This is a genomic window from Streptomyces sp. NPDC048590 (assembly GCF_043199535.1).
Taxonomy (GTDB): Bacteria; Actinomycetota; Actinomycetes; order Streptomycetales; family Streptomycetaceae; genus Streptomyces.
Window position 1 is genome coordinate 194,079 of the sequence record NZ_JBICWC010000009.1, and the last position, 19,251, is coordinate 213,329.

At 72.0% G+C, this 19,251-nt stretch carries 19 protein-coding genes; 7 read left to right on the forward strand and 12 right to left on the reverse strand.

The features are described from left to right. Positions 1-90 precede the first annotated feature (90 nt). Positions 91-729, reverse strand: a complete 639-nt coding sequence (locus tag ACGFNN_RS25870) for a uridine kinase (protein WP_393559357.1) — start codon at positions 727-729, stop codon at positions 91-93. Positions 730-763: 34 nt separating this feature from the next. Between ACGFNN_RS25870 and ACGFNN_RS25875 the strand changes: the two genes are divergently transcribed. Continuing rightward, positions 764-1,129, forward strand: a complete 366-nt coding sequence (locus ACGFNN_RS25875; RefSeq protein WP_365522622.1) for a nuclear transport factor 2 family protein — start codon at positions 764-766, stop codon at positions 1,127-1,129. A 100-nt stretch (positions 1,130-1,229) separates the two neighbouring features. On the opposite strand, the gene ACGFNN_RS25880 is transcribed toward ACGFNN_RS25875, so the two are convergent. Beyond that, the gene (locus tag ACGFNN_RS25880) at positions 1,230-1,898 is read right to left on the reverse strand and encodes a winged helix-turn-helix transcriptional regulator (RefSeq protein ID WP_393559359.1); all 669 of its coding nucleotides are present in this window, start codon (positions 1,896-1,898) and stop codon (positions 1,230-1,232) included. Positions 1,899-1,982: 84 nt separating this feature from the next. Between ACGFNN_RS25880 and ACGFNN_RS25885 the strand changes: the two genes are divergently transcribed. The 3 genes from ACGFNN_RS25885 (at position 1,983) to ACGFNN_RS25895 (ending at position 4,263) form a co-directional block, all read left to right on the forward strand. After that, a complete protein-coding gene (locus ACGFNN_RS25885; protein ID WP_393559361.1) occupies positions 1,983-3,194 on the forward strand; it encodes a pyridoxal phosphate-dependent aminotransferase in 1,212 nt (403 codons plus the stop codon). Further along, a complete protein-coding gene (locus ACGFNN_RS25890) occupies positions 3,191-3,811 on the forward strand; it encodes a peptidase (RefSeq protein WP_393559363.1) in 621 nt (206 codons plus the stop codon). Before ACGFNN_RS25885 ends, ACGFNN_RS25890 begins: the two co-directional genes overlap by 4 nt. Before the next feature lie 143 nt (positions 3,812-3,954). Then, positions 3,955-4,263: a hypothetical protein gene (locus ACGFNN_RS25895; protein WP_393559365.1), complete on the forward strand. Its 309-nt coding sequence runs from the start codon at positions 3,955-3,957 to the stop codon at positions 4,261-4,263. 18 nt (positions 4,264-4,281) lie between these two features. Here the strand turns inward: ACGFNN_RS25895 and ACGFNN_RS25900 are convergent, their stop codons facing one another. The 3 genes from ACGFNN_RS25900 to ACGFNN_RS25910 form a co-directional block, all read right to left on the reverse strand. Then, complete coding sequence (locus tag ACGFNN_RS25900) at positions 4,282-5,553, reverse strand: SWIM zinc finger family protein (protein ID WP_393559367.1); 1,272 nt, start codon at positions 5,551-5,553, stop codon at positions 4,282-4,284. Continuing rightward, positions 5,550-8,435, reverse strand: coding sequence for a DEAD/DEAH box helicase (locus ACGFNN_RS25905; RefSeq protein WP_393559369.1), 2,886 nt, complete (start codon positions 8,433-8,435; stop codon positions 5,550-5,552). The genes ACGFNN_RS25900 and ACGFNN_RS25905 overlap by 4 nt, the downstream gene beginning before the upstream one ends. A 363-nt stretch (positions 8,436-8,798) precedes the next feature. Beyond that, complete coding sequence (locus ACGFNN_RS25910) at positions 8,799-9,965, reverse strand: SPFH domain-containing protein (protein ID WP_393559371.1); 1,167 nt, start codon at positions 9,963-9,965, stop codon at positions 8,799-8,801. A gap of 241 nt (positions 9,966-10,206) precedes the next feature. Between ACGFNN_RS25910 and ACGFNN_RS25915 the strand changes: the two genes are divergently transcribed. Continuing rightward, positions 10,207-10,566 carry a hypothetical protein gene (locus tag ACGFNN_RS25915; RefSeq protein ID WP_393559373.1) on the forward strand — a complete coding sequence of 120 codons (360 nt, stop codon included), beginning with the start codon at positions 10,207-10,209 and terminating at the stop codon, positions 10,564-10,566. Here the strand turns inward: ACGFNN_RS25915 and ACGFNN_RS25920 are convergent. Next, positions 10,548-11,015, reverse strand: a complete 468-nt coding sequence (locus tag ACGFNN_RS25920; RefSeq protein WP_393559375.1) for a DoxX family protein — start codon at positions 11,013-11,015, stop codon at positions 10,548-10,550. The two genes, ACGFNN_RS25915 and ACGFNN_RS25920, sit on opposite strands and share 19 nt — an antisense overlap. 144 nt (positions 11,016-11,159) lie before the next feature. After that, positions 11,160-11,882, reverse strand: a complete 723-nt coding sequence (locus ACGFNN_RS25925) for a class I SAM-dependent methyltransferase (RefSeq protein WP_393559377.1) — start codon at positions 11,880-11,882, stop codon at positions 11,160-11,162. 164 nt (positions 11,883-12,046) lie between these two features. On the opposite strand from ACGFNN_RS25925, the gene ACGFNN_RS25930 reads away from it, so the two are divergent. Beyond that, positions 12,047-12,346, forward strand: a complete 300-nt coding sequence (locus ACGFNN_RS25930) for a DUF6343 family protein (RefSeq protein ID WP_393559379.1) — start codon at positions 12,047-12,049, stop codon at positions 12,344-12,346. 15 nt (positions 12,347-12,361) lie between these two features. On the opposite strand, the gene ACGFNN_RS25935 is transcribed toward ACGFNN_RS25930, so the two are convergent. The 4 genes from ACGFNN_RS25935 to ACGFNN_RS25950 form a co-directional block, all read right to left on the reverse strand. Beyond that, positions 12,362-12,730, reverse strand: a complete 369-nt coding sequence (locus ACGFNN_RS25935; protein WP_362542959.1) for a tetratricopeptide repeat protein — start codon at positions 12,728-12,730, stop codon at positions 12,362-12,364. Between the two features lie 71 nt (positions 12,731-12,801). Beyond that, positions 12,802-13,404, reverse strand: coding sequence for a dephospho-CoA kinase (gene coaE, locus ACGFNN_RS25940; protein ID WP_393559380.1), 603 nt, complete (start codon positions 13,402-13,404; stop codon positions 12,802-12,804). Positions 13,405-13,461: 57 nt separating this feature from the next. Next, positions 13,462-14,400, reverse strand: a complete 939-nt coding sequence (locus tag ACGFNN_RS25945) for a PAC2 family protein (protein WP_393559382.1) — start codon at positions 14,398-14,400, stop codon at positions 13,462-13,464. Positions 14,401-14,481: 81 nt separating this feature from the next. After that, positions 14,482-16,005 carry a flavin monoamine oxidase family protein gene (locus tag ACGFNN_RS25950; protein WP_393559612.1) on the reverse strand — a complete coding sequence of 508 codons (1,524 nt, stop codon included), beginning with the start codon at positions 16,003-16,005 and terminating at the stop codon, positions 14,482-14,484. Between the two features lie 427 nt (positions 16,006-16,432). Between ACGFNN_RS25950 and ACGFNN_RS25955 the strand changes: the two genes are divergently transcribed. After that, positions 16,433-17,395 (forward strand): right-handed parallel beta-helix repeat-containing protein, encoded by a 963-nt coding sequence (locus tag ACGFNN_RS25955; RefSeq protein WP_393559384.1) that lies wholly within the window; start codon positions 16,433-16,435, stop codon positions 17,393-17,395. Positions 17,396-17,512: 117 nt separating this feature from the next. Here ACGFNN_RS25955 and rpsA read toward each other — a convergent pair whose 3' ends face one another. Beyond that, positions 17,513-19,024 (reverse strand): 30S ribosomal protein S1, encoded by a 1,512-nt coding sequence (gene rpsA / locus ACGFNN_RS25960; RefSeq protein WP_014156844.1) that lies wholly within the window; start codon positions 19,022-19,024, stop codon positions 17,513-17,515. Positions 19,025-19,251: the final 227 nt, after the last annotated feature.

The following is a 19,251-nucleotide window of genomic DNA, read 5'->3' on the forward strand; positions in this document are numbered from 1 at the left end:
CGGCGCACGAGGCCGGTGCAGGTCGCTGCGTTCGGTGGCAGCCCGGCCTGACGGCTGCGTGCCCCTCGCGTCCGCCGATCCGCGAGCCCGTCAGCCGAGCCCGGTCCAGGCCGGATGGCGCGGGTCGTCGGCCCGGACGACCGTGTCCGCGCGTTCGGCGGGCGCGACCTCGTCCTCGTACCGGGCGAAGGCGGGTAGTGTCCAGCGCTCGCCCTCCTCCGTACGCCGCCGTAGCGCGCCCGGCGAGAGGCTCAGATGGACGCCGAGGTCGAACGGGAACCAGTGCCCGAGGAGCAGCGGGCCGTGCAGGATCAGCACACCTCCTTCGGGGAGCTCCTGGTAGGGGCTGCGGGTCGCCCGGTCGGTGCGGGGGTTCCAGAGGTCCGGCAGGACTCGTCCGCTTCCGCCCGGCTCCAGCGGCCGGAAGACCTCGCGCCACAGGGCTCCGGTGTCGAACCAGCTGTCGGCGTAGGAGTCCGGGTCCTCCTTGCCGTATTCGTAGCGGAGGCTGGCCGGTTTCAGGAATCCGCCGGTGGAGACGGTGAGCACCGCACGGCCCCGGGCCCGCAGGGCTTCGGCGAGCCGCTCGGCGGGCTCTGCCGGACGGGCCGCGGGGGCCCCGTCGATGCCGATCTTCAGCCAGGCGCCGCCGTCCGCGGGTTCGAGGCCGTCGGCATGGGCGGCGAGGGCACGGACCAGCCGGTCCCAGGTGATGGGTTCGAAACGCACCCGTCCATCATCGCCCTGCCGCATCATGATCCGCATGGACCTCGAATTCGCGCGAAGCTTCGCCGCCCGGTGGCAGGAAGACTGGAACTCCCACGACCTGGACCGCATCCTGGCTCACTACCACGACGATGTGACCTTCAGTTCGCCCATGATCGCCCGGCTGACGGGTGATCCGGCCGGCACGGTGCACGGCAAGGACGCCCTGCGCGCCTACTGGGCGGCGGGCCTGGAGAAGATCCCCGACCTGAGGTTCGAGGTGATGGACGTACGGGCGAGTGTGGACGCGCTGGTGATCGACTACCTCAACCAGATCGGCGGCAGGGTGAGCGAGGTGCTGACCCTCCGGGACGGCCTGGTGGTGTCGGGCTTCGGCGCGTACGGCGACACTCCCGCCAACTGACCCTTTCCCGGGGCCGTTTCGCGGGGCCGCCTCGCCGAACCCCTCTCTCCGGGGGCCCTTCACAGGGCCGTTCCGCCCGCACGCCGCCACGCGCGGGCTCTCAGCTCCCGCCGCGGAGCGCGGCGGCGAGCGGCCCCTCGCCCTGCACCCGCGCCCGCCCCGTCCCGACCAGATCCGCCAGGGCGCACGCCCCGCGGGCCAGGTCCAGGGCCGCGTCCTCGCCCAGCACCAGGCACACGTCGGGACGGTCGGCGGGACCGTACCCGTAGACGTCCCGCCCCTCCGCCTCGACGCCGGTACGCAGGTGGAACGCCCCTTCCGGGAGCCTGACCTCGACGACCCCGGCCTCGGTGAGTGCTTCGACCGAGCGCAGCAGCGGCAGTGCGAACCAGTGCGCCCTGAGCGCGTCCGTGGGGCGGCGCTCGCCGAGCGCGGGCGCACCCCATCCGGCGAGCGCGGTGAGTACCGGGAGGAGTCCGCGGCCGCGTTCGGTCAACTCGTAGACGGAGGCGGCTGCGGGCGGCGGCAGGCGGCGGCGCACCGCGAGTCCTCCCTGTTCCATGTCCTTGAGCCGGGAGGCCAGTACGTCGGTGCTGACTCCCGGCAGGTCGGCGTGCAGATCCGTGTAACGGCGCGGCCCGGCCAGCAGTTCACGGACGATCAGCAGGGTCCACCGGTCGCCGACGGCGTCCAGGGCGCGGGCGGTGGCGCAGAACTGGTCGTAACTCCGGCGGCGGGCAGGGCGGGCGGGCTGCTGCTGACGTGGCATGAGCCGCAGTCTAGACATGTTGTTGGACTTTCCAAGCCCGAGCTTGGTAAAACCAAGTATCGCAATCGGGTCGGGGAGGCACGCATGGAGTTCCGGCAGTCCAGCAAGCTCAACGAGGTCTGTTACGAGATCCGGGGCCCGGTCATCGAGCAGGCCAACGCGCTTGAGGAGGCGGGTCACAGTGTGCTCCGCCTCAACACGGGCAATCCCGCGCTCTTCGGCTTCGAGGCGCCCGAGGAGATCGTCCAGGACATGATCCGGATGCTGCCGCGGGCTCACGGGTACACCGACTCGCGCGGCATCCTGTCCGCGCGCCGCGCCGTCGCCCAGCGCTACCAGGCGATGGGCCTGGCCGATGTCGACGTGGACGACGTCTTCCTCGGCAACGGGGTGTCCGAGCTCATCTCCATGGCCGTACAGGGGCTGCTCGAGGACGGCGACGAGATCCTCGTCCCGAGCCCGGACTATCCGCTCTGGACCGCGGTCACCACGCTGGCGGGCGGGAAGGCCGTGCACTACACCTGCGACGAGGCGGCGGACTGGAACCCCGACCTCGCCGACATGGCGGCCAAGATCACCGATCGCACCCGGGCGATGGTGATCATCAACCCGAACAACCCGACGGGCGCGGTCTACCCCCGCGAGGTCCTCGAAGGCATGCTCGACCTCGCTCGCAGGCACGGCCTCATGGTCTTCGCCGACGAGATCTACGACCAGATCCTTTACGACGACGCCGAGCACCACAGTGCGGCCGTCCTGGCTCCCGACCTGCTCTGCCTCACCTTCAGCGGGCTGTCCAAGACGTACCGCGTCGCCGGGTTCCGTTCGGGCTGGATGGTGGTGTCGGGGCCGCGGCAGCACGCCGCGAGCTATCTGGAGGGGCTGACCATGCTCGCCTCGATGCGACTGTGCCCCAACGCCCCCGCGCAGTACGCCATCCAGGCCGCGCTCGGCGGGCGGCAGTCCATCCGGGAACTCACGGCCCCCGGGGGCCGGCTCCACGAACAGCGCGACCGGGCCTGGGAGCGTCTGAACGAGATCCCCGGAATCTCCTGCGTGAAGCCCAAGGGTGCGCTGTACGCCTTCCCGCGCATCGACCCGAAGGTCCATCACATCGTCGACGACGAGCGGTTCGTCCTCGACCTGCTGCTGCGGGAGAAGATCCAGGTGGTGCAGGGCACCGGCTTCAACTGGCCGCGTCCGGACCACTTCCGTATCCTCACCCTTCCGCACGCCGACGATCTGGACGCGGCGATCAGCCGCATCGGCCGCTTCCTGGACGGATATCGTCAGTGACCTGTACCGCCTGCCCCGCCCCAGTGCACACGCAGTTCGTCTCGCCCGGTCTGGTGGAGGCGATCGTGGAGGGCGGACTCGATCCGGCGGGTGACCCCCGCTGGGCGGAGTCAGGTGCGAAGTCCCCGGAGGAGTACGCCCGCTGGGCAGGCCATCTGTGCGGTATGGCCTGTCTGCGGATGGCGCTCGGCTCCGGGGCGCCGTCGCTGTTCGCCCTGCGGGACGGGACGCTGGCGTACGGCGGGTACACGGAGGACGGCGACGGCGTGATCAAGGGGCTCGTCTACGCGCCGTTCGCCCGGTACGTGGCCGAGACCCACGGTCTCGACGCGGTCGTCCACCCGCGCCTCTCCCCCGCCGGGATCCTGGAACTGCTGGACCAGGGGCGGACGGTGATGGCATCCGTGCACTACGGCATCCGGCACCCGGAGCGGCCCGCTCCTGGCAGAGGGGGCCACCTCGTGCTGGTCACCTCCCGTACGGCGGACGGCGCCGGCGTCCACTTCCACAACCCGTCGGGTACGACCGCGGTGACCCGCGCGGCCACCCTCCCCCTGCCCGTCTTCGAACGCTTCTTCGCCGGTCGCGGGGTCTGCCTCCCGGGTGTCCCGGGATAGCGCGGACGGTCCTCCCGTCGCCGGGCAGGCCCGAGCGGCCGTCGCCGATCGGCTACGGTTCCGCTGCCGGGCCGCGGATGTCCGGCAGCGTTGCCCGGTGTCAGGGCACGCTCTCGGACGGACACGAGCAGGGAGCGACCTCCATGGGGGCGGCGATACGCCACCTGACCGCCATCGGCCCCGGTGACCAGGTGTTCACGGTGAACGTCGAGCGCGACTTCCGGTACGCCCCCTACCGCGACTTCCTGGTCTGCGCGCACTGCGGCTGGTCGCCGTCCCTGCTGACCACACGGAGGATCGACGCCATGGCGTGGGAGCACCTGGCATCCGCCCACGGAGCCGACCGCGGGATGGCCGACCGCGAGAACGAGTCCGTCGGCAGGGCCCGTTGGGTGGTGCTCCCACTCTGCGCGGTCCTGATCATCGCGCTCCTGGTCTTCGCGGGGAGCTGACGGGCCGGCGGACGGGGCTCAGCCGCGCAGCGCGGTGAGCGCGGCCACGGGGTCGGCGTCCGGCGTGGCCCTGGGCCACCAGTCGTCCTCGCCCGGGTCGGACTCGTAGCCGTACCAGCGGTGGTCGCGGCCGAAGCGGAGCTGCAGGGTGCCGGAGGTGTTGGTCATCCGGTTGCGCCATGGCTGGAAGCGGGGGAAGCCGGCCGCGACGAGGGCCGGCCTGGCCCGGTCGAACGGGCCCGCCGGGGGGTCCCACGGGGTCTGGAGCGTCTCCAGTCCTTCGGCTCCGCCCTGCCGCCAGGCCGCCACGGCGCGGGCCAGGTCGGTCGTGCTGCGGCCGGTGGCGTAGGCCAGCTCGCGGTAGAGCGCCCTGGTCGTGGCGGTGAGTCCCGCGGTGGGCCGGGACGCGGCGATGCGTACGGCGTCGTGCCAGACGTCGGTGCCGGCGAGCGGGTCCTCCCCCGTGGTGAGCAGCGTGTGGGCGCGGGCCGCAGCGTCCGTGGCCAGGTGGTCCAGGCCGAGCGGATCGCGCGCGCCGGGAAGCTCCGGGTAGGACGGCGGCTCACCGGGATACGGCGGTACGGGGAGCGGTGGTGGCAGCGGCGGCAGGAAGCGCTCCGCCAGGGCCTCGTCGGCCGCGACCGAGGGCACGGCGGGTGTTCCGGGCCGCTCGCGGGCGGAGTGTTCGGCGTTGCGGCGGCCCAGCTCGTCGAGGAGCTCGCGCTCTCCCCGGCCGCGCATCAGCAGGAGGACGAACGGGTCGCTGTCCAGCAGCCGTGCCGTCTGGTAGCAGAGCGCGGCGACGTGCTTGCAGGGCAGGCCGCGGTCCGGGCAGGAGCAGTCCGGGTCGAGATCGCCGGAGGCGGGCAGGAGCCGGATGCCAGCCTCGCCGGCCGTGTCGACCAGGGAGTGGGGCATCTCCTTGTCGAGCAGCGCGGAGAGGTGGCCAGGCCGGGCCGCGACTGCGTCCAGGAAGCTGTCCCAGTCGGTGGCGGGGAACGTCCGCAGGCGCAGCTCCGCGCGGTAGGGGCGGGGGCGGCTGCCGTGGACGTATGCGATGACCCTGCCGGGGGTGACGGTGATCGCCGCGACATGGCCGCCGTCCGCGTACGTACGGCCGCGGGCGAGCCGGCCTTCGTCCATCGACAGGGATTCCAGGGCCTGGACCCAGGCGCGGCCCCACCAGCTGTCGGCAAAGGGGCCTTCGGCGTCGGCGGCTCGGGCGGGAACCGCTTCGAAGGTACGCCGGAGGTCGTCGGGGCCCGGGCGGGCCGTGGGACCCGCGCTCATGGCGTCCGCCTCAGCGAGACGAGGTCGGCCAGGTCACGGTCGCTGAGTTCGGTCAGGGCCGCTTCGCCGGATCCGAGGACCGCGTCGGCGAGGACCCTCTTGGACTCGAGGAGTTCACCGATCCGGTCCTCGACCGTCCCTTCGGCGATCAGCCGGTGGACCTGGACGGGCTGTGTCTGCCCGATGCGGTAGGCGCGGTCGGTGGCCTGTTCCTCGACCGCCGGGTTCCACCACCGGTCGTAGTGGATGACGTGTGCGGCCCGGGTGAGGTTCAGCCCGGTGCCCGCGGCCTTGAGGGAGAGGAGGAAGACCGGTACCTCGCCCGACTGGAAATCCCGCACCATGCGCTCGCGCTCGGGCACCGGCGTGCCTCCGTGCAGCAGCTGGGAGTGGACGGCGCGGGAGGCGAGGTGGGCCGAGAGCAGCCGGGCCATGGAGACGTACTGCGTGAAGATCAGGACGGAACCGTCCTCGGCCAGGATGGTGTCGAGGAGTTCGTCGAGCAGGGCCAGCTTGCCGGAGCGGCCGGCGAGCCGGGTCGGCTCCTCCTTCAGGTACTGCGCGGGGTGGTTGCAGATCTGCTTGAGCGACCCGAGCAGCTTCATGATCAGCCCTCGTCGGGCGATGCCTTCCGACTGCTCGATGTGGGTCATCGTCTCGCGGACCGCCGCCTCGTAGAGCGTGGCCTGCTCCCGGGTGAGGAAGACGGGGTGGTCGGTCTCCGTCTTGGGCGGCAGTTCGGGGGCGATGCCCGGGTCGGACTTCTTGCGGCGCAGCAGGAAGGGACGGACCAGCCGGGAGAGCCTCTCGACCGCCTCCTCGTTGCCCAGGCCCGCGGCGGTGCCGGTGTTCTCGACGATCCTGGCGTGCCGGGCGCGGAAGGCCTTGAGCGGTCCGAGCAGCCCGGGCGTGGTCCAGTCGAGCAGCGCCCACAGCTCGGAGAGGTTGTTCTCGACGGGGGTGCCGGTCAGGGCGACCCGGGCCGGGGCGGGGATGGTGCGCAGTGCCCTGGCCGTGGAGGAGTGAGGATTCTTCACGTGCTGGGCCTCGTCGGCGACGACCAGCCCCCAGGTGTGGGCGGCGAGCTGCTCCGCGCCGGAGCGCATCGTGCCGTAGGTGGTGAGGACGAATCCGCCGTCCTGGCCGCCGAGGTCGCGGTCGGTCCCGTGGAAGCGCCGCACGGGCACGCCGGGGGCGAAGCGGTTGATCTCGCGGTGCCAGTTGCCGAGGAGGGAGGCCGGACAGACGACGAGGGTGGGGGCGTCGTGGGCTCGGTGGAGGTGGAGTGCGATGACGGTGATCGTCTTCCCCAGGCCCATGTCGTCGGCGAGACAGCCGCCGAGACCGAGCGACGTCATGCGGTCCAGCCAGGCCAGGCCCCGGAGCTGGTAGTCGCGGAGGGTGGCGTGGAGGCCTGGTGGTGCCGGGAGGGTGGCGTCCTCGTCGAGGATGCGGGTGCGCAGCGCGGCGAGGGTGCCGGCGGGCACGGCCTCGACCTGCTCGCCGTCGACCTCGGCGCTTCCGGTGAGGGCCACGGCGAGGGCGTCCACCGGGTCGAGGAGGCCGAGCTGCCGCTTGCGGGCCTTGCGCACGAGAGCGGGGTCGACGACGACCCACTGGTCACGCAGCCTCACCACCGGCCGGTGGGCCTCGGCCAGGGTGTCCATCTCCGCCTCGGTGAGCCGGTCCTCCCCGAGCGAGAGCTGCCAGTCGAACGCGAAGAGATGCTCGGCGTCGAAGAACGAGGTGCCGTCCGTCGCCGACCCCGGCGCGGGCCGGACCACGGCAGTCGCGGTGAGGGACCGGGCCAGCTCCCGCGGCCAGTGGACCGCGACGCCCGCCGCCGCGAGCCGCGCACCGGCCGCGCCGATCAGCTCGAGGAGCTCGTCCTCGGTGACGGCGAGCACGTCGGGGACGGGCTGGTCCAGCAGCCGCTCGAGGGGCGGCCAGACGCGGGCGGCGCGGCGCAGCGCGAGCACGGCGTCGATCCGGGCCCTGGGACCGAAGGGCTCGCCGGCCTCTCCGGCCCAGAGGGTGGCCGCGTCGGTGACGTATGTCGGGTCGGCCAGGCTGTGCACCTGGGTGATGGCCGCCGCCGCCTGGCGCGCGGCGGGCGCGTCCACGGCCGCCGGCTCATGCGTGTCGAAGAGTTCGTACGCGGAGAGGTCGAGCCGGAGGGAGACACGGACCCCGGCGTCGAGGCCCGACGCCACCTCCACCGCCCAGGCCCGGGCGTCGGGGAGGTACTGGGGCTCACGGGCGGCGAAGGGGGCGCCCATGGCGTGGGCGGCGGCGGGGGTCCGCGGCAGGGTGTCGGCCACCGCGTCCAGGAACGCACCGAGCAGAGCGCGGGGTTCGGGGAGCCGCAGGGGCGTGCCGTCCAGCGGGACGGCGTGCCCCTCGACGGGCATGGCGGCGGCCACGGCCCGCAGATGGGCGATGTCCTCCGCGTCGCGCGGCCCGGCCCGCCAGGCGTCGTGGCCGTCAGGGGTGAGCCCGGGCAGGAGCCTGCCGCGGGCCACGAGGGTGAGTGCGTGCAGGGCTGCCGCCCCCCAGGCCCTGGTCGCCGGGTGCGCCGAGGCGCGGTGCCGGGCAGCGGCGAGCAGGGGCACCGCCTCCATGAGGGGGAGCTCCGCACCGGGCACGGTGCGGGTGCTGACGCCGTCCGTACCGCGACCGCCGACGACGGTGAGCTCGGTGGCCGTCAGGTCCGGTCCGCCCGCTTCCTCGGGGGAGCCCACGGCATCGCTGTCGGGGAGGCCGACGGTCCCGTCCGGGTCCCAGAAGACGATGCGCCCGTCCCGCGGGATCGGGGCGGGGAGGAAGACTGCCGCGCATCTCAGCAGCCGGTCGACGATGGCGTCGGGCGTCCGCCGTTCCACTTCACCCACCCCCTCCCGCTCCGGTCCGTCGCACTTGTCCTGTTCCCGCGAGTCTAGGCGCGGGGTGTGACACCACCCGCCCCGGCCACCTCACGGCGGGCTGGGGGCGGGCCGACGGACACGGACGCCGGGGCAGGTGCGGTGCGGGCGGGAGGCATGGGTGCGGTGCGGGCTGCGGCTGCCCGTCGACGGCGCGACAGGGCGAGAGGGCGAGAGGGCGACGGGCAGGGGTGCCAGGGCCGGCGCGGGCGGAGCAGCCCCCGCATGCGCCGACGGCACCGATACGGGTCAGGCCGTACGGGCCGGGTCAGGCCGTCCGTGCCGGGCGCCGGAGCGGGCACCACCCCGACGCCCCGGCCCGGCTCAGTGGCGGGTCAGCGGCCCCTTGCGGGCACGGCCCCGTGGCCGGCCGGGACCGGTTTCCGGCGGCCTCCCGGGGTCGGGGTCCGGGTCCGCCTCGGGTTCCGCCCCAGCCACTGGGAGAGGCGCGTCGGGGAAGGGCTGGTCCGTGAAGGTCTGTTCCGTGACCGACGGGTCCAGGGCGGACGGGTCCAGGGCGGACCGGCCCGCGACGCCCGTCCCGGCCGGGTCCATGGCTGGGTCGACGAGGTCCGCGCCGGTGCGGTCCATGGCCGGGTCCACGAGGTCGACGCCGGTGCCCCCATCCGTCCCGGACGACTCCGGTACGGGCTCCGTGGCGGCCCCCGCGTTCTCGGGCGGAGGGCTCACAGGCTCCGGGGCGGCGGGCTCCGACGCCTGGGCCTGCTGCCCCTGCTGAGCACGCTCCAGGAAGCGCAGCAGCTCCACCGGGAAGGGCAGGACCAGGGTGGAGTTCTTCTCGGCCGCGACCGCGACCACGGTCTGCAGCAGCCTCAGCTGGAGCGCCGCGGGCTGCGTGGACATCTGCTGGGCGGCCTGGGCGAGCTTCTTCGACGCCTGCAGCTCCGCGTCGGCGTTGATCACCCTCGCGCGCCGCTCACGGTCGGCCTCGGCCTGCCGCGCCATCGACCGTTTCATGGTCTCCGGCAGGGAGACGTCCTTGATCTCCACCCGGTCGATCTGCACGCCCCAGCCCACCGCGGGGCTGTCGATCATGAGCTCCAGCCCCTGGTTCAGCTTCTCGCGGTCGGACAGCAGATCGTCCAGATCGCTCTTGCCGATGATCGAACGCAGTGAGGTCTGAGCCATCTGGGAGACCGCGAAGCGGTAGTCCTCCACCTGGATCACGGCACTCGCCGGGTCCACCACCTTGAAGTAGATCACCGCGTCCACACGAACCGTGACGTTGTCCCGCGTGATCCCGTCCTGGGCCGGCACGGGCATCGTCACGATCTGCATGTTCACCTTCCGCAGCCGGTCGATGCCCGGGACGATCATCGTGAACCCCGGTGGGCGCACCGCGTCGTGGAGTCGGCCGAGCCGGAGCACCACACCGCGTTCGTACTGCTTCACCACCCGGGCCGCGGCCATGGCATAGACCATGCCGCCCAGAAGGACGACCACCACTGCGATCAACAGAACCTGGACCATCACGGCCCCCTGCCTACCGGGTGCACACGGCACCCACCTGTCACGCCCTATTAACACGATATGCCCGATTGGCCCATTCTCGAACCCCCGTCCGGGTGCCAGAGCCCCCGGCCGGCCGCGTACCGGGTGCCCGCGCCGGCCGGACCGGGCAGGGTGGCCAGCGCCAGCACGTCCCTGTGACGTACCGACGAGCCGGACGTGACGCACTGACGAGCCGGACGAGCAGACGAGGATCCCGCCCATGCCCGTCACCGCAGCCCCCGCCGTACTCCGCCGACGTACCGGCATCGCCGCCGGTGCGGCCCTGGTGCTCTGCCTGACCGCCACGGGCTGCTCGGGGCTCGGGCGTACGGCGGTCGGCCCCGTCGAGTACCGGACCGCCGAGGACGAGGTCGTCAGCGTGAACAGCCCGTCGGTCAAGGGCTGCCACGAGATGGAGGGCGACGGTGCGCGCGAGGTCGTCAACGAGACCAAGATCGACATGATCCTCTACCCGACCCCCGACTGCTCCGGCGGGGGGACGACCTATGTCGCCACCACCTTCACCGACATCAACTCCCCGCGCAACGCCCCTTGGCGCAGCTACCGCTTCGTCCACTGACCCGCGCCGGGGGCGCGGCCACCGCGCCCGCCGAGCAGCGCGAACAGCTCCCCGGTGGCGTCCCGGCGGTCCCTGGCGATCAGCACGACGAGGACGACGAGCAGTGCGGGCATGACGGCGTTCGGCGGGTCGAGCAGCGTGAGCTGCACGACGGACGCACCGGCCAGCAGTCCGGCGAGGGCGACGGCCGCGACACCGGCGAGGAGTGGCACCAGCAGACCCAGCGCTCCGGCCAGTTCCAGGCAGCCGATCGTGTACATGGCCCCGTCGCCCCAGCCCATGCGGCCGAAGGACTCGACCGCCGACTCGTGGGCGACGAGTTTGGCCGCCGCGCTGAAGCCGAGGAACAGCGCGAGCAGCACCCGTGCCCCGGTCAGGGCGGCGGATGCCCGCCCACGGCGCGGTGCGGCGGGGGCGGCGAGCGGGGTGGGTGCGGTGGTCTCGGACACGGCTGTCTCCTCGGGAGCGTCACGGATGACGTGCGCCGGTGCGGCCGGCGGCTCCTGCCGCCGCACCTCCCGGCGTTCACAGATGGTCGGACCGTGCGCCGCTCCGAAACTCATCGCCCCGTGAGGCCCGTTCCACGAACTCGCTCAGGCGGTCCCGGTGTCGCGGGACGCCCCGGGGCGCGCCAGCACCCACACACCGTCCGGCGTGAGGTAGCGGTCCACGGGCAGACCGGCCCCGGCCAGATGCGCCTCGAAGAGCTCGACGCTCAGCTCCCGGGACCGGAAGGTCTGGGTCCAGCGGGCGTCCTCGAAGACGTACTCCGCCCGCACCTCGTCCACCCCGTCCCCCAGGGGCTGGGCCGAAAGGATCCGGATGACGCATCCCGCTTCCCGGTCCTCCCGCTCCCTGGGCAGATCGCGGTGGTAGTCGGCGCCCTCCCGCTGGACGAGTACGGCACCGCCGTCCTTCACATATCTGCGGCAGGTGGCGAGCAGCCCGTCCCTGACCCGGTGATCTGCCGTGTGCACCAGGAACGAGCCGAGCACCACCGCGTCGAACCGCTCCCGGCCCAGGTCGAGGGTCTCGATGGAGCTCAGGACCGTACGGGCGCCGCGGACACGCTCCAGCATCCCCTCGGACTCGTCCACCGCCGTCACCTCGAAGCCCCGCTCCACCAGCCGGTGCGTCACCCTGCCCGCCCCGCAGCCCAGTTCGAGCACGGTGGCCCCGGGGTCCAGCACCGAGGCGATCACCTCCGGCTCGGCGCCGGCGGACAGCCGTGAGTACAACTCGACCGCGCAGCCGTCCGGTGTGATCGACCCGGGTCCCGTACCTGTGTGCCCCTCGCGTACCAGCCGTCCGCTCATACCTGACGGAACGTACGGACCGAAAGGCGCGTTCCCCGGCACGACGGGGAGAGCGGCCGGACGGTCGGAGCGGCCGGAAGGGCGGGCACCGGCGCTGCGCCCACGCCGCTATTTCCCACCGGTTTCCGTACGCCCCACCGCGGGGTGATGCTGGAGGGGAGGAGATGGCGATGCGTACCGGAAGTGAACCGTCCACCGCTCGCAGCCCCCTGCGGATGCGACTCTGGCTGAGTCTGTGGGGCACCCTCTGGGCGGCCCTCGGCCTGGCGGCCTTCGTGACCGTCGGACGCACCGGCTGGGCGGTGGCCTGCGGGGTGCTGCTGCTGATCGCGGTCACGGACCTGTGCGTCGTCGTCCGGCGCGTGCGCCAGGGCCCGCACTACCAGCCCGGCCGGGACGTGCCGCCGTACGAACCCGACCGGCGCGGGCGGCCGGGGCCCGGGGACACGCCCGGCGGCCGCTGAGCCGGCCGGGGCCGGTCAGGGCCGGTCGTCGAAGCGTGCGGCCCGGAGGTACTCCGGATTCGGGTCGAGCGCGGCGGCCAGCCGGAAGTGGCGGGTGGCCTGTTCGGGGCGGCCGGCGCGCTGGAAGGTGCGGGCCAGGGCGAAGTGGGCGAAGGCGTTGTCCGGCTCACGCTCCAGTACCAGCTCGAACTCGAGCTCGGCAGGGCGCAGTTGGGCTGCGGCGAAGAACGCCCGGGCCCGCAGGAGCCGGGCCGCGGTGTTCTCCGGGTGGGCGGCGATCACGGAGTCGAGCAGCTTGACCGCGCCCTGCGGGTCCCGCGCGGCCAGCAGTTGCTCCGCCGCACGGAAGTCGATCACATGGGTTTCCGGATTCCTCTCGGGCACGCCCCTGTCCTTCCCTTCGCGGTCGGCCTTGCAACATCCGGGCGGGTGCGCGTATTCCGGCGGGGTGTCGCTCACCCCTCGGCGGCGCGCGCGGTGAGCCGCGACCAGACTTCCTGGACCTGCGGTTCCAGCTTCTCCAGCGGTCCGTCGTTGTCGATGACGATGCCCGCGACGGCCAGCCGTTCCTCGCGGGTGGCCTGCGCCGCCATCCTGGCGCGTGCGTCGGACTCCGTCATGCCGCGCAGCCGTACGAGCCGGTCGAGCTGGGTGTCGGGGTGCGCGTCCACGACGACGACGAGGTCGTAGAGCGGCGCGAGGCCGTTCTCCGTGAGCAGCGGGACGTCGTGGACGACGACCGCACCGGCCCCGGCGGCGCGCTCCAGCTCGGCGGAACGAGCGGCGACCAGCGGATGGACGATGGCGTTGAGCCTGGCGAGGGCAGCCGGATCGGAGAAGACGACCGAGCCGAGGGCCGGCCGGTCCAGGGAGCCGTCGGGCTTCAGGACCGAGGGCCCGAACGCCTCGACGACGGCCGTGAGCCCCGGGGTCCGGGGCTCCACGACCTCCCGTGCGATCCGGTCGGCGTCGATCACCACGGCTCCGTACCGCGCGAGAAGCCGGGACACTTCGCTCTTGCCGGCGCCGATTCCGCCGGTCAGGCCCACTTTCAGCATGCGCCGAGCCTAAGGGATGCCCTGAAGGCCTCCGGCCGGGTCCGGCCGGAGGCCCGGTCAGGCGTCGCCTTCACGCTCGGCGAGAAAGCGTTCGAATTCAAGACCGATCTCGTCCGCCGAGGGGAGGTCGGCCGGTTCGGCGACGAGGTTGCCCCGCGTCTCGGCGCCGGCGACCGCGTCGTACTGGTGCTCCAGCCCCTCGACGAGCGACACGAGCTCCTCGTCGCCCTGGCCGACCTGCCGGTCGATCTCGGTCTGGGTTCGGTGCGCCTCCGTGCGCAGGGTGTGCGCGACACTCGGCAGGACCAGTCCGGTGGCCGCGGTGACCGCCTCCAGCGCGGTCAGCGCGGCGTCCGGGTAGGCGGACCTGGCGACGTAGTGCGGCACATGGGCGGCCACACCGAGGACGTCGTGCCCGGCCTCCATCAGCCGGTACTCGACGAGCGCCTCGGCGGAGCCGGGAACCTGCGCCTCGTCGAACGGGCTTCGGTGCCCGGGCATCAGGTCGGTGCGGTTTCCGTGCGGGGTGAGGCCGACGGGCCGGGTGTGCGGGACGCCCATGGGGATGCCGTGGAAGTTGACCGCGAGGCGGACACCGAGCCGCTCGACGATCTGCTCCACGGCGGCGGCGAACCTCTCCCACTCCACGTCCGGCTCGGGTCCGGACAGCAGGAGGAAGGGCGCTCCCGTGGCGTCCTGCACGACCCGGACGTCGAGGGTGGGTGCCTCGAACGCCGTCCACCGGTCGCGCTTGAAGGTCAGCAGCGGGCGGCGCGCCCGGTAGTCGACGAGCCGGTCGTGGTCGAAACGGGCCACGATCTGGTGCGGCAGCGTGTCGAGCAGGCCGTCGACGATCTGCTCACCGGTCTCACCCGCGTCGATGTATCCGTCGAAGTGGTAGAGCATGACCAGGCCGGCCGACTCCTGGGCCAGGGCCATGTCTACGACGGCCAGGCCCTTCGGTTCCCATTCGTACAAACTCTGCGGATCAGGCACGGTTACCGCTCCTCCTCGTGTTCCTCGACAAGAACACCCCGCCCGGCCCCGGCATTCCCGGCCGCGCCGCTTTCCCCGTGGTCAGGCGAGGACCCGGCTGTGCAGTTCCGTCACCACCTTCCGGGCGGAGGTGAACGCCCCGTGCTGCCAGGCGTCGGTGTGGCTGAGGTAGTCACCGGCGAAGTACACATGCCCGGCCGGGCTGTTGAGCGGTGCGAAGGCGGGGGCGTCGGGGCCGCCCGACAGGGAGTGCCAGGACGCCTCCAGGTAGGGGGTCTGACGCCAGTGGTGGGAGAAGGACGTCGCGAGTTCCGTGCGGTACTTCTCACCGTGGATCTTGACGCCCTGGGCGAGGGCCCTGGCCTCCCGCTCGCGGGGGGTGAGGGCGGCGTAGGCGTCCGCGTTGGAGCCGGTGTTGTAGTACCCGATCACGGTGCCGCGCTCGCCCAGGTGTCCGTAGGACGGGTACCAGATGTGCGAGAGGTCCATGTCGGTCTCCGTGATTCCGCCGAAGATCCGGTGGTCGCTCTCCCACCAGCGGCTCCGGTACTCCAGTCCGATCTTGCCCGCGGAGGAGGGCTTGCATGCCTCCAGGGCGCCCTGGACGGCCGGGCCGAGGTTGTGGGAGGTCTTGGCGAGGATGTTGGGCGGGAGCGCGGCGATGCAGTAGTCCGCCTCGAGCCGCCGGGTGCGGCCGCCCTGGGTGTAGGTGACCTGGACTCCGTGGGCCGTGTTCGTGATGTCGGTGACGGCCGCCCCGGTACGGATCCTGCGCTCGCCCACCGCCTTGGTGAGCGCGGCCGGTATCCGGTCCATCCCGCCGACCGGCTGGAACATCAGCATCGCCTGGTCGTACTCGAACTCGAAGGAGAAGTAGCGGCCCACCCCGCTCGCGAAGACCTCGGAGGCGGTCGGTACGGAGCCGAGCACCTCACCGGGGGTGCCCGCGGCGGCCGGGTCGACGCGGTAGCCGCGCCGGGAGCTTCCGGTGTAGTCGAGGGTGTCCCCGATGTCGCCGAACTCCTTGAGGAACTCCAGGAGCCGCTCGCGGTCATCGGCGGTGATCTGCCGGTCGAGCGCGCCCATGTCGTCGGCCTTGGCGAGGAGCTCGGCCACGTAGCCGTACATGTCGGCCTTGGCGGTGCGGTAGCGGACCGGCGCCTTCATGCCGGCCTTCTCGTTGAAGATGTAGGCGTTGGCGTTCTCGTTCGTGAACACCTCGACCGGCACGCCGAGTTCGCGGCAGTAGTCGAGGGTGACCATCCACTGCGGGATCCGGCCGGGGCCCGCGTTCATGTACTGGCCCTCGCTGAACCGGGCGGTCTGCCGGTTGCCGTAGGTGTCGGTGGTCGAGTCACCGCCGCGGACGGTGAAGTTGCGTCCGCCGGTGCGCCCGCGGGCCTCCAGGACCGTGCAGTCGTAGCCCGCCTTGCCCAGCTCGTAGGCGGCGGTGAGGCCGGCTATGCCTCCGCCCACGACGACCACCTTCGCGGCCGCCCTCCCCTTCAGCGAGAAGTCGCCCGTGCTCGGGGCGCGGAAGGCGGGCTCGCGGGACGCGGCCTGGGCGGTGGGGGCGAGCCCGAGCGCCCCCATGGTGGCGAACATGGCGCCCGCGCCGCTGGTGAGTCCGACGTTGCGGAGGAAGGTCCGGCGGCTGGCACCCCCGGCGACGGAAGGGTCGTGCGAGGCGTTCGAGGCGTGTGTCATCCCTGGCTCCCCTGGTGTTCCTGACGTTGCGGGGATCCTGGCAAGCACGTGTTACGAGCCGTCAGTTACTCGTGTATCCCACACGTTTCCTCTGTCCGGCGCCGCGACGGGCGCATTGGTCCAGACCTTGACGTGCTCACGCTTACACCTCTAGCGTCACGGTCAGTTTCAGAGCCTCGCCCCGCATTCACGTACGAGGACCCCTCCCGGGTGTCCGAGACCCGCCTTCCGTGTGCGCGAAGCGCTCCGCCGCACACGCGGAACCGCCTCCGCCCACGAGCTGCCCGCGTACGAGATCCCCCGACCTCCGACGGGAAGGCCCCCCATGCGCACCCGCACGCACACCCCCGCCCTGCTCACCGCCGCACTCGCCGCGTGCGCCCTGCCCCTGGCCGGCGCCGGCGGGGCGCACGCGGCGACGGTCGTCGACGTGGGTACCGCCGCCCAGCTCAAGGCGGCGCTCGCCGCCGCGGCGCCCGGTGACACCATCCGCCTCGCCGACGGCACCTACACCGGCAACTTCAAGGTGACCGTCCCGGGTACCCCGGGCGCGCGGATCACCCTCACCGGCTCCCCGGCCGCCGTCCTGACCGCGGGCGGTGGCTACGGACTGCACCTGAACGGCGCGTCCTACTGGACGGTGCGGGGCGTGACGGTCACGGGCGGCCAGAAGGGCATCGTGACCGACGCGGCGGCCGGAGTGGTCATCGACTCCGTGACCGTGCACGACCTCGACATGGAGGGCGTCCACTTCCGGACGTCCAGCGTCGACGGGGTGCTGAAGAACTCCCGGATCTTCGACACCGGCCTGAACGGCCGCGGCATGGGCGAGGGCGTGTACGTCGGATCGGCCGGCGATCTCACCGACCGCAGCGACAGGGCACTGATCACGGGCAACACCATCGGCCCGGGGGTCGGCGGGGAGAACGTCGACATCAAGGAGGGCACCACCGGCGCGAGGATCATCGGCAACACCTTCGACGGCGGCGGCCTCACCGGCGCCAACTACGACGACTCCTGGGTCGACGTGAAGGGCAACGACGTGCTGGTCGAGAACAACAAGGGCACGCGCACCACGAACAACGGATACGAGACCCACACCCAGCAGAGCGGATGGGGGTGCGGCACGGTCTTCCGCGGCAACACCTCGGACCTGACCGGCGCCACCGGCCCCGCCCGGCTCGCCGTCAATGTCACCAACCTCGGCGACAGCTGCCGCACCACCGTGTACAGCAGCAACACGGTGACCGGCGGCAACGGACTGACCAACATCACCGTGACGCCCTGACTCCCGCCTGCGCGGACCAGCACCCCCGCACACGAGTGAGGCCCGCCCCCCGAAGGGGACGGGCCTCACCTACAGCTCTTCAGCTACCGGAGCCGATGAGCGGCTGGGACCGGAGCGTCAGCTCTGGCCGCCGGCCAGCTTCTCGCGCAGGGCAGCCAGGGCCTCGTCCGACGCCAGGGCGCCGGAGTTGTCCGCCGACTCCGAGGAGTACGAGCCGCCACCGCTGCCACCGGAGGCAGCCGGGGCCGCGCCGGCCGGGGCGGCAGCGCCCTCGGCAGCGGCGGCCTCGTCGGCCTCGCGGGACTTGATGACCTGAGCCTGGTGCTGCTCGAAGCGCTGCTGCGCCTCGGCGTACTGGGTCTCCCAGACCTCGCGCTGCGCCTCGAAGCCCTCGAGCCAGTCGTTGGTCTCGGGGTCGAAGCCCTCGGGGTAGATGTAGTTGCCCTGGTCGTCGTAGGACGCGGCCATGCCGTACAGGGTCGGGTCGAACTCGACCGAGGCCGGGTCGCCACCGAAGGCCTCGTTGGCCTGCTTCAGCGAGAGGCTGATGCGACGGCGCTCGAGGTCGATGTCGATGACCTTGACGAAGATCTCGTCGTTGACCTGGACGACCTGCTCCGGGATCTCCACGTGGCGCTCGGCCAGCTCGGAGATGTGGACCAGACCCTCGATGCCCTCGTCGACGCGCACGAACGCACCGAAGGGAACGAGCTTGGTGACCTTACCGGGAACGACCTGCCCGATCTGGTGCGTGCGGGCGAACTGCTGCCACGGGTCTTCCTGCGTCGCCTTGAGCGACAGCGAGACGCGCTCGCGGTCCATGTCGACGTCCAGGACCTCGACCGTGACCTCCTGGCCGACCTCGACGACCTCGGAGGGGTGGTCGATGTGCTTCCAGGACAGCTCGGAGACGTGCACGAGACCGTCGACGCCACCCAGGTCCACGAAGGCACCGAAGTTGACGATCGAGGAGACGACGCCGGAGCGGACCTGACCCTTCTGCAGGGTCGTGAGGAACGTCTGGCGCACCTCGGACTGGGTCTGCTCGAGCCAGGCACGGCGGGACAGGACCACGTTGTTGCGGTTCTTGTCCAGCTCGATGATCTTGGCCTCGAGCTCCTTGCCCACGTAGGGCTGGAGGTCGCGGACACGACGCATCTCGACGAGCGACGCCGGCAGGAAGCCACGGAGGCCGATGTCGAGGATGAGACCACCCTTGACGACCTCGATGACGGTACCGGTGACGATGCCGTCCTCTTCCTTGATCTTCTCGATGGTGCCCCAGGCACGCTCGTACTGAGCGCGCTTCTTCGAGAGGATCAGGCGGCCTTCCTTGTCCTCCTTCTGGAGAACCAGGGCCTCGATCTCGTCGCCGACCTTGACGACCTCGTTCGGGTCGACGTCGTGCTTGATCGAGAGCTCGCGGCTCGGGATGACGCCTTCGGTCTTGTAACCGATGTCGAGGAGGACCTCGTCCCGGTCGACCTTGACGATGACACCGTCAACGATGTCGCCGTCGTTGAAGTACTTGATCGTCTCGTCGATCGCCGCGAGGAACGCGTCCGCGTCGCCGATGTCGTTGACCGCAACCTGCGGAGTGGTGGCGGTGGTCTCGGTGCTGCTCGTCATGTGGGAAAGGGCTCCGGTACGGACAGTGAGTCGTAGGTACTGCTACGCCGAAAGCCCGTATCGCCTCTGCAGAAGCCGGACAGCCTGGAAAGCGCCGACCCGGGGAACCGGGAGGCGCCTCGACAACCGAGGGGACATGCAACAGACGCGAGCGCGGCCTGCTAGGTCTGAAGCGCGCAGGCTCGCAGCGCAACTTGTAGCATACGTGGGCAGCCGGACAGGGTCAA

What these genes read in the sequence shown, in the direction of transcription:
- ACGFNN_RS25880 (WP_393559359.1), bottom strand. Translation starts at nt 1,898, where the DNA reads ATGCCACGTCAGCAGCAGCCCGCCCGCCCTGCCCGCCGCCGGAGTTAC.
- ACGFNN_RS25910 (WP_393559371.1), bottom strand. Translation starts at nt 9,965, where the DNA reads ATGGTCCAGGTTCTGTTGATCGCAGTGGTGGTCGTCCTTCTGGGCGGC.
- ACGFNN_RS25930 (WP_393559379.1), top strand. Translation starts at nt 12,047, where the DNA reads ATGGCGATGCGTACCGGAAGTGAACCGTCCACCGCTCGCAGCCCCCTG.
- ACGFNN_RS25915 (WP_393559373.1), top strand. Translation starts at nt 10,207, where the DNA reads ATGCCCGTCACCGCAGCCCCCGCCGTACTCCGCCGACGTACCGGCATC.
- coaE (WP_393559380.1), bottom strand. Translation starts at nt 13,404, where the DNA reads ATGCTGAAAGTGGGCCTGACCGGCGGAATCGGCGCCGGCAAGAGCGAA.
- rpsA (WP_014156844.1), bottom strand. Translation starts at nt 19,024, where the DNA reads ATGACGAGCAGCACCGAGACCACCGCCACCACTCCGCAGGTTGCGGTC.
- ACGFNN_RS25950 (WP_393559612.1), bottom strand. Translation starts at nt 16,005, where the DNA reads ATGTTCGCCACCATGGGGGCGCTCGGGCTCGCCCCCACCGCCCAGGCC.
- ACGFNN_RS25900 (WP_393559367.1), bottom strand. Translation starts at nt 5,553, where the DNA reads ATGAGCGCGGGTCCCACGGCCCGCCCGGGCCCCGACGACCTCCGGCGT.
- ACGFNN_RS25955 (WP_393559384.1), top strand. Translation starts at nt 16,433, where the DNA reads ATGCGCACCCGCACGCACACCCCCGCCCTGCTCACCGCCGCACTCGCC.
- ACGFNN_RS25895 (WP_393559365.1), top strand. Translation starts at nt 3,955, where the DNA reads ATGGGGGCGGCGATACGCCACCTGACCGCCATCGGCCCCGGTGACCAG.
- ACGFNN_RS25925 (WP_393559377.1), bottom strand. Translation starts at nt 11,882, where the DNA reads ATGAGCGGACGGCTGGTACGCGAGGGGCACACAGGTACGGGACCCGGG.
- ACGFNN_RS25875 (WP_365522622.1), top strand. Translation starts at nt 764, where the DNA reads ATGGACCTCGAATTCGCGCGAAGCTTCGCCGCCCGGTGGCAGGAAGAC.
- ACGFNN_RS25885 (WP_393559361.1), top strand. Translation starts at nt 1,983, where the DNA reads ATGGAGTTCCGGCAGTCCAGCAAGCTCAACGAGGTCTGTTACGAGATC.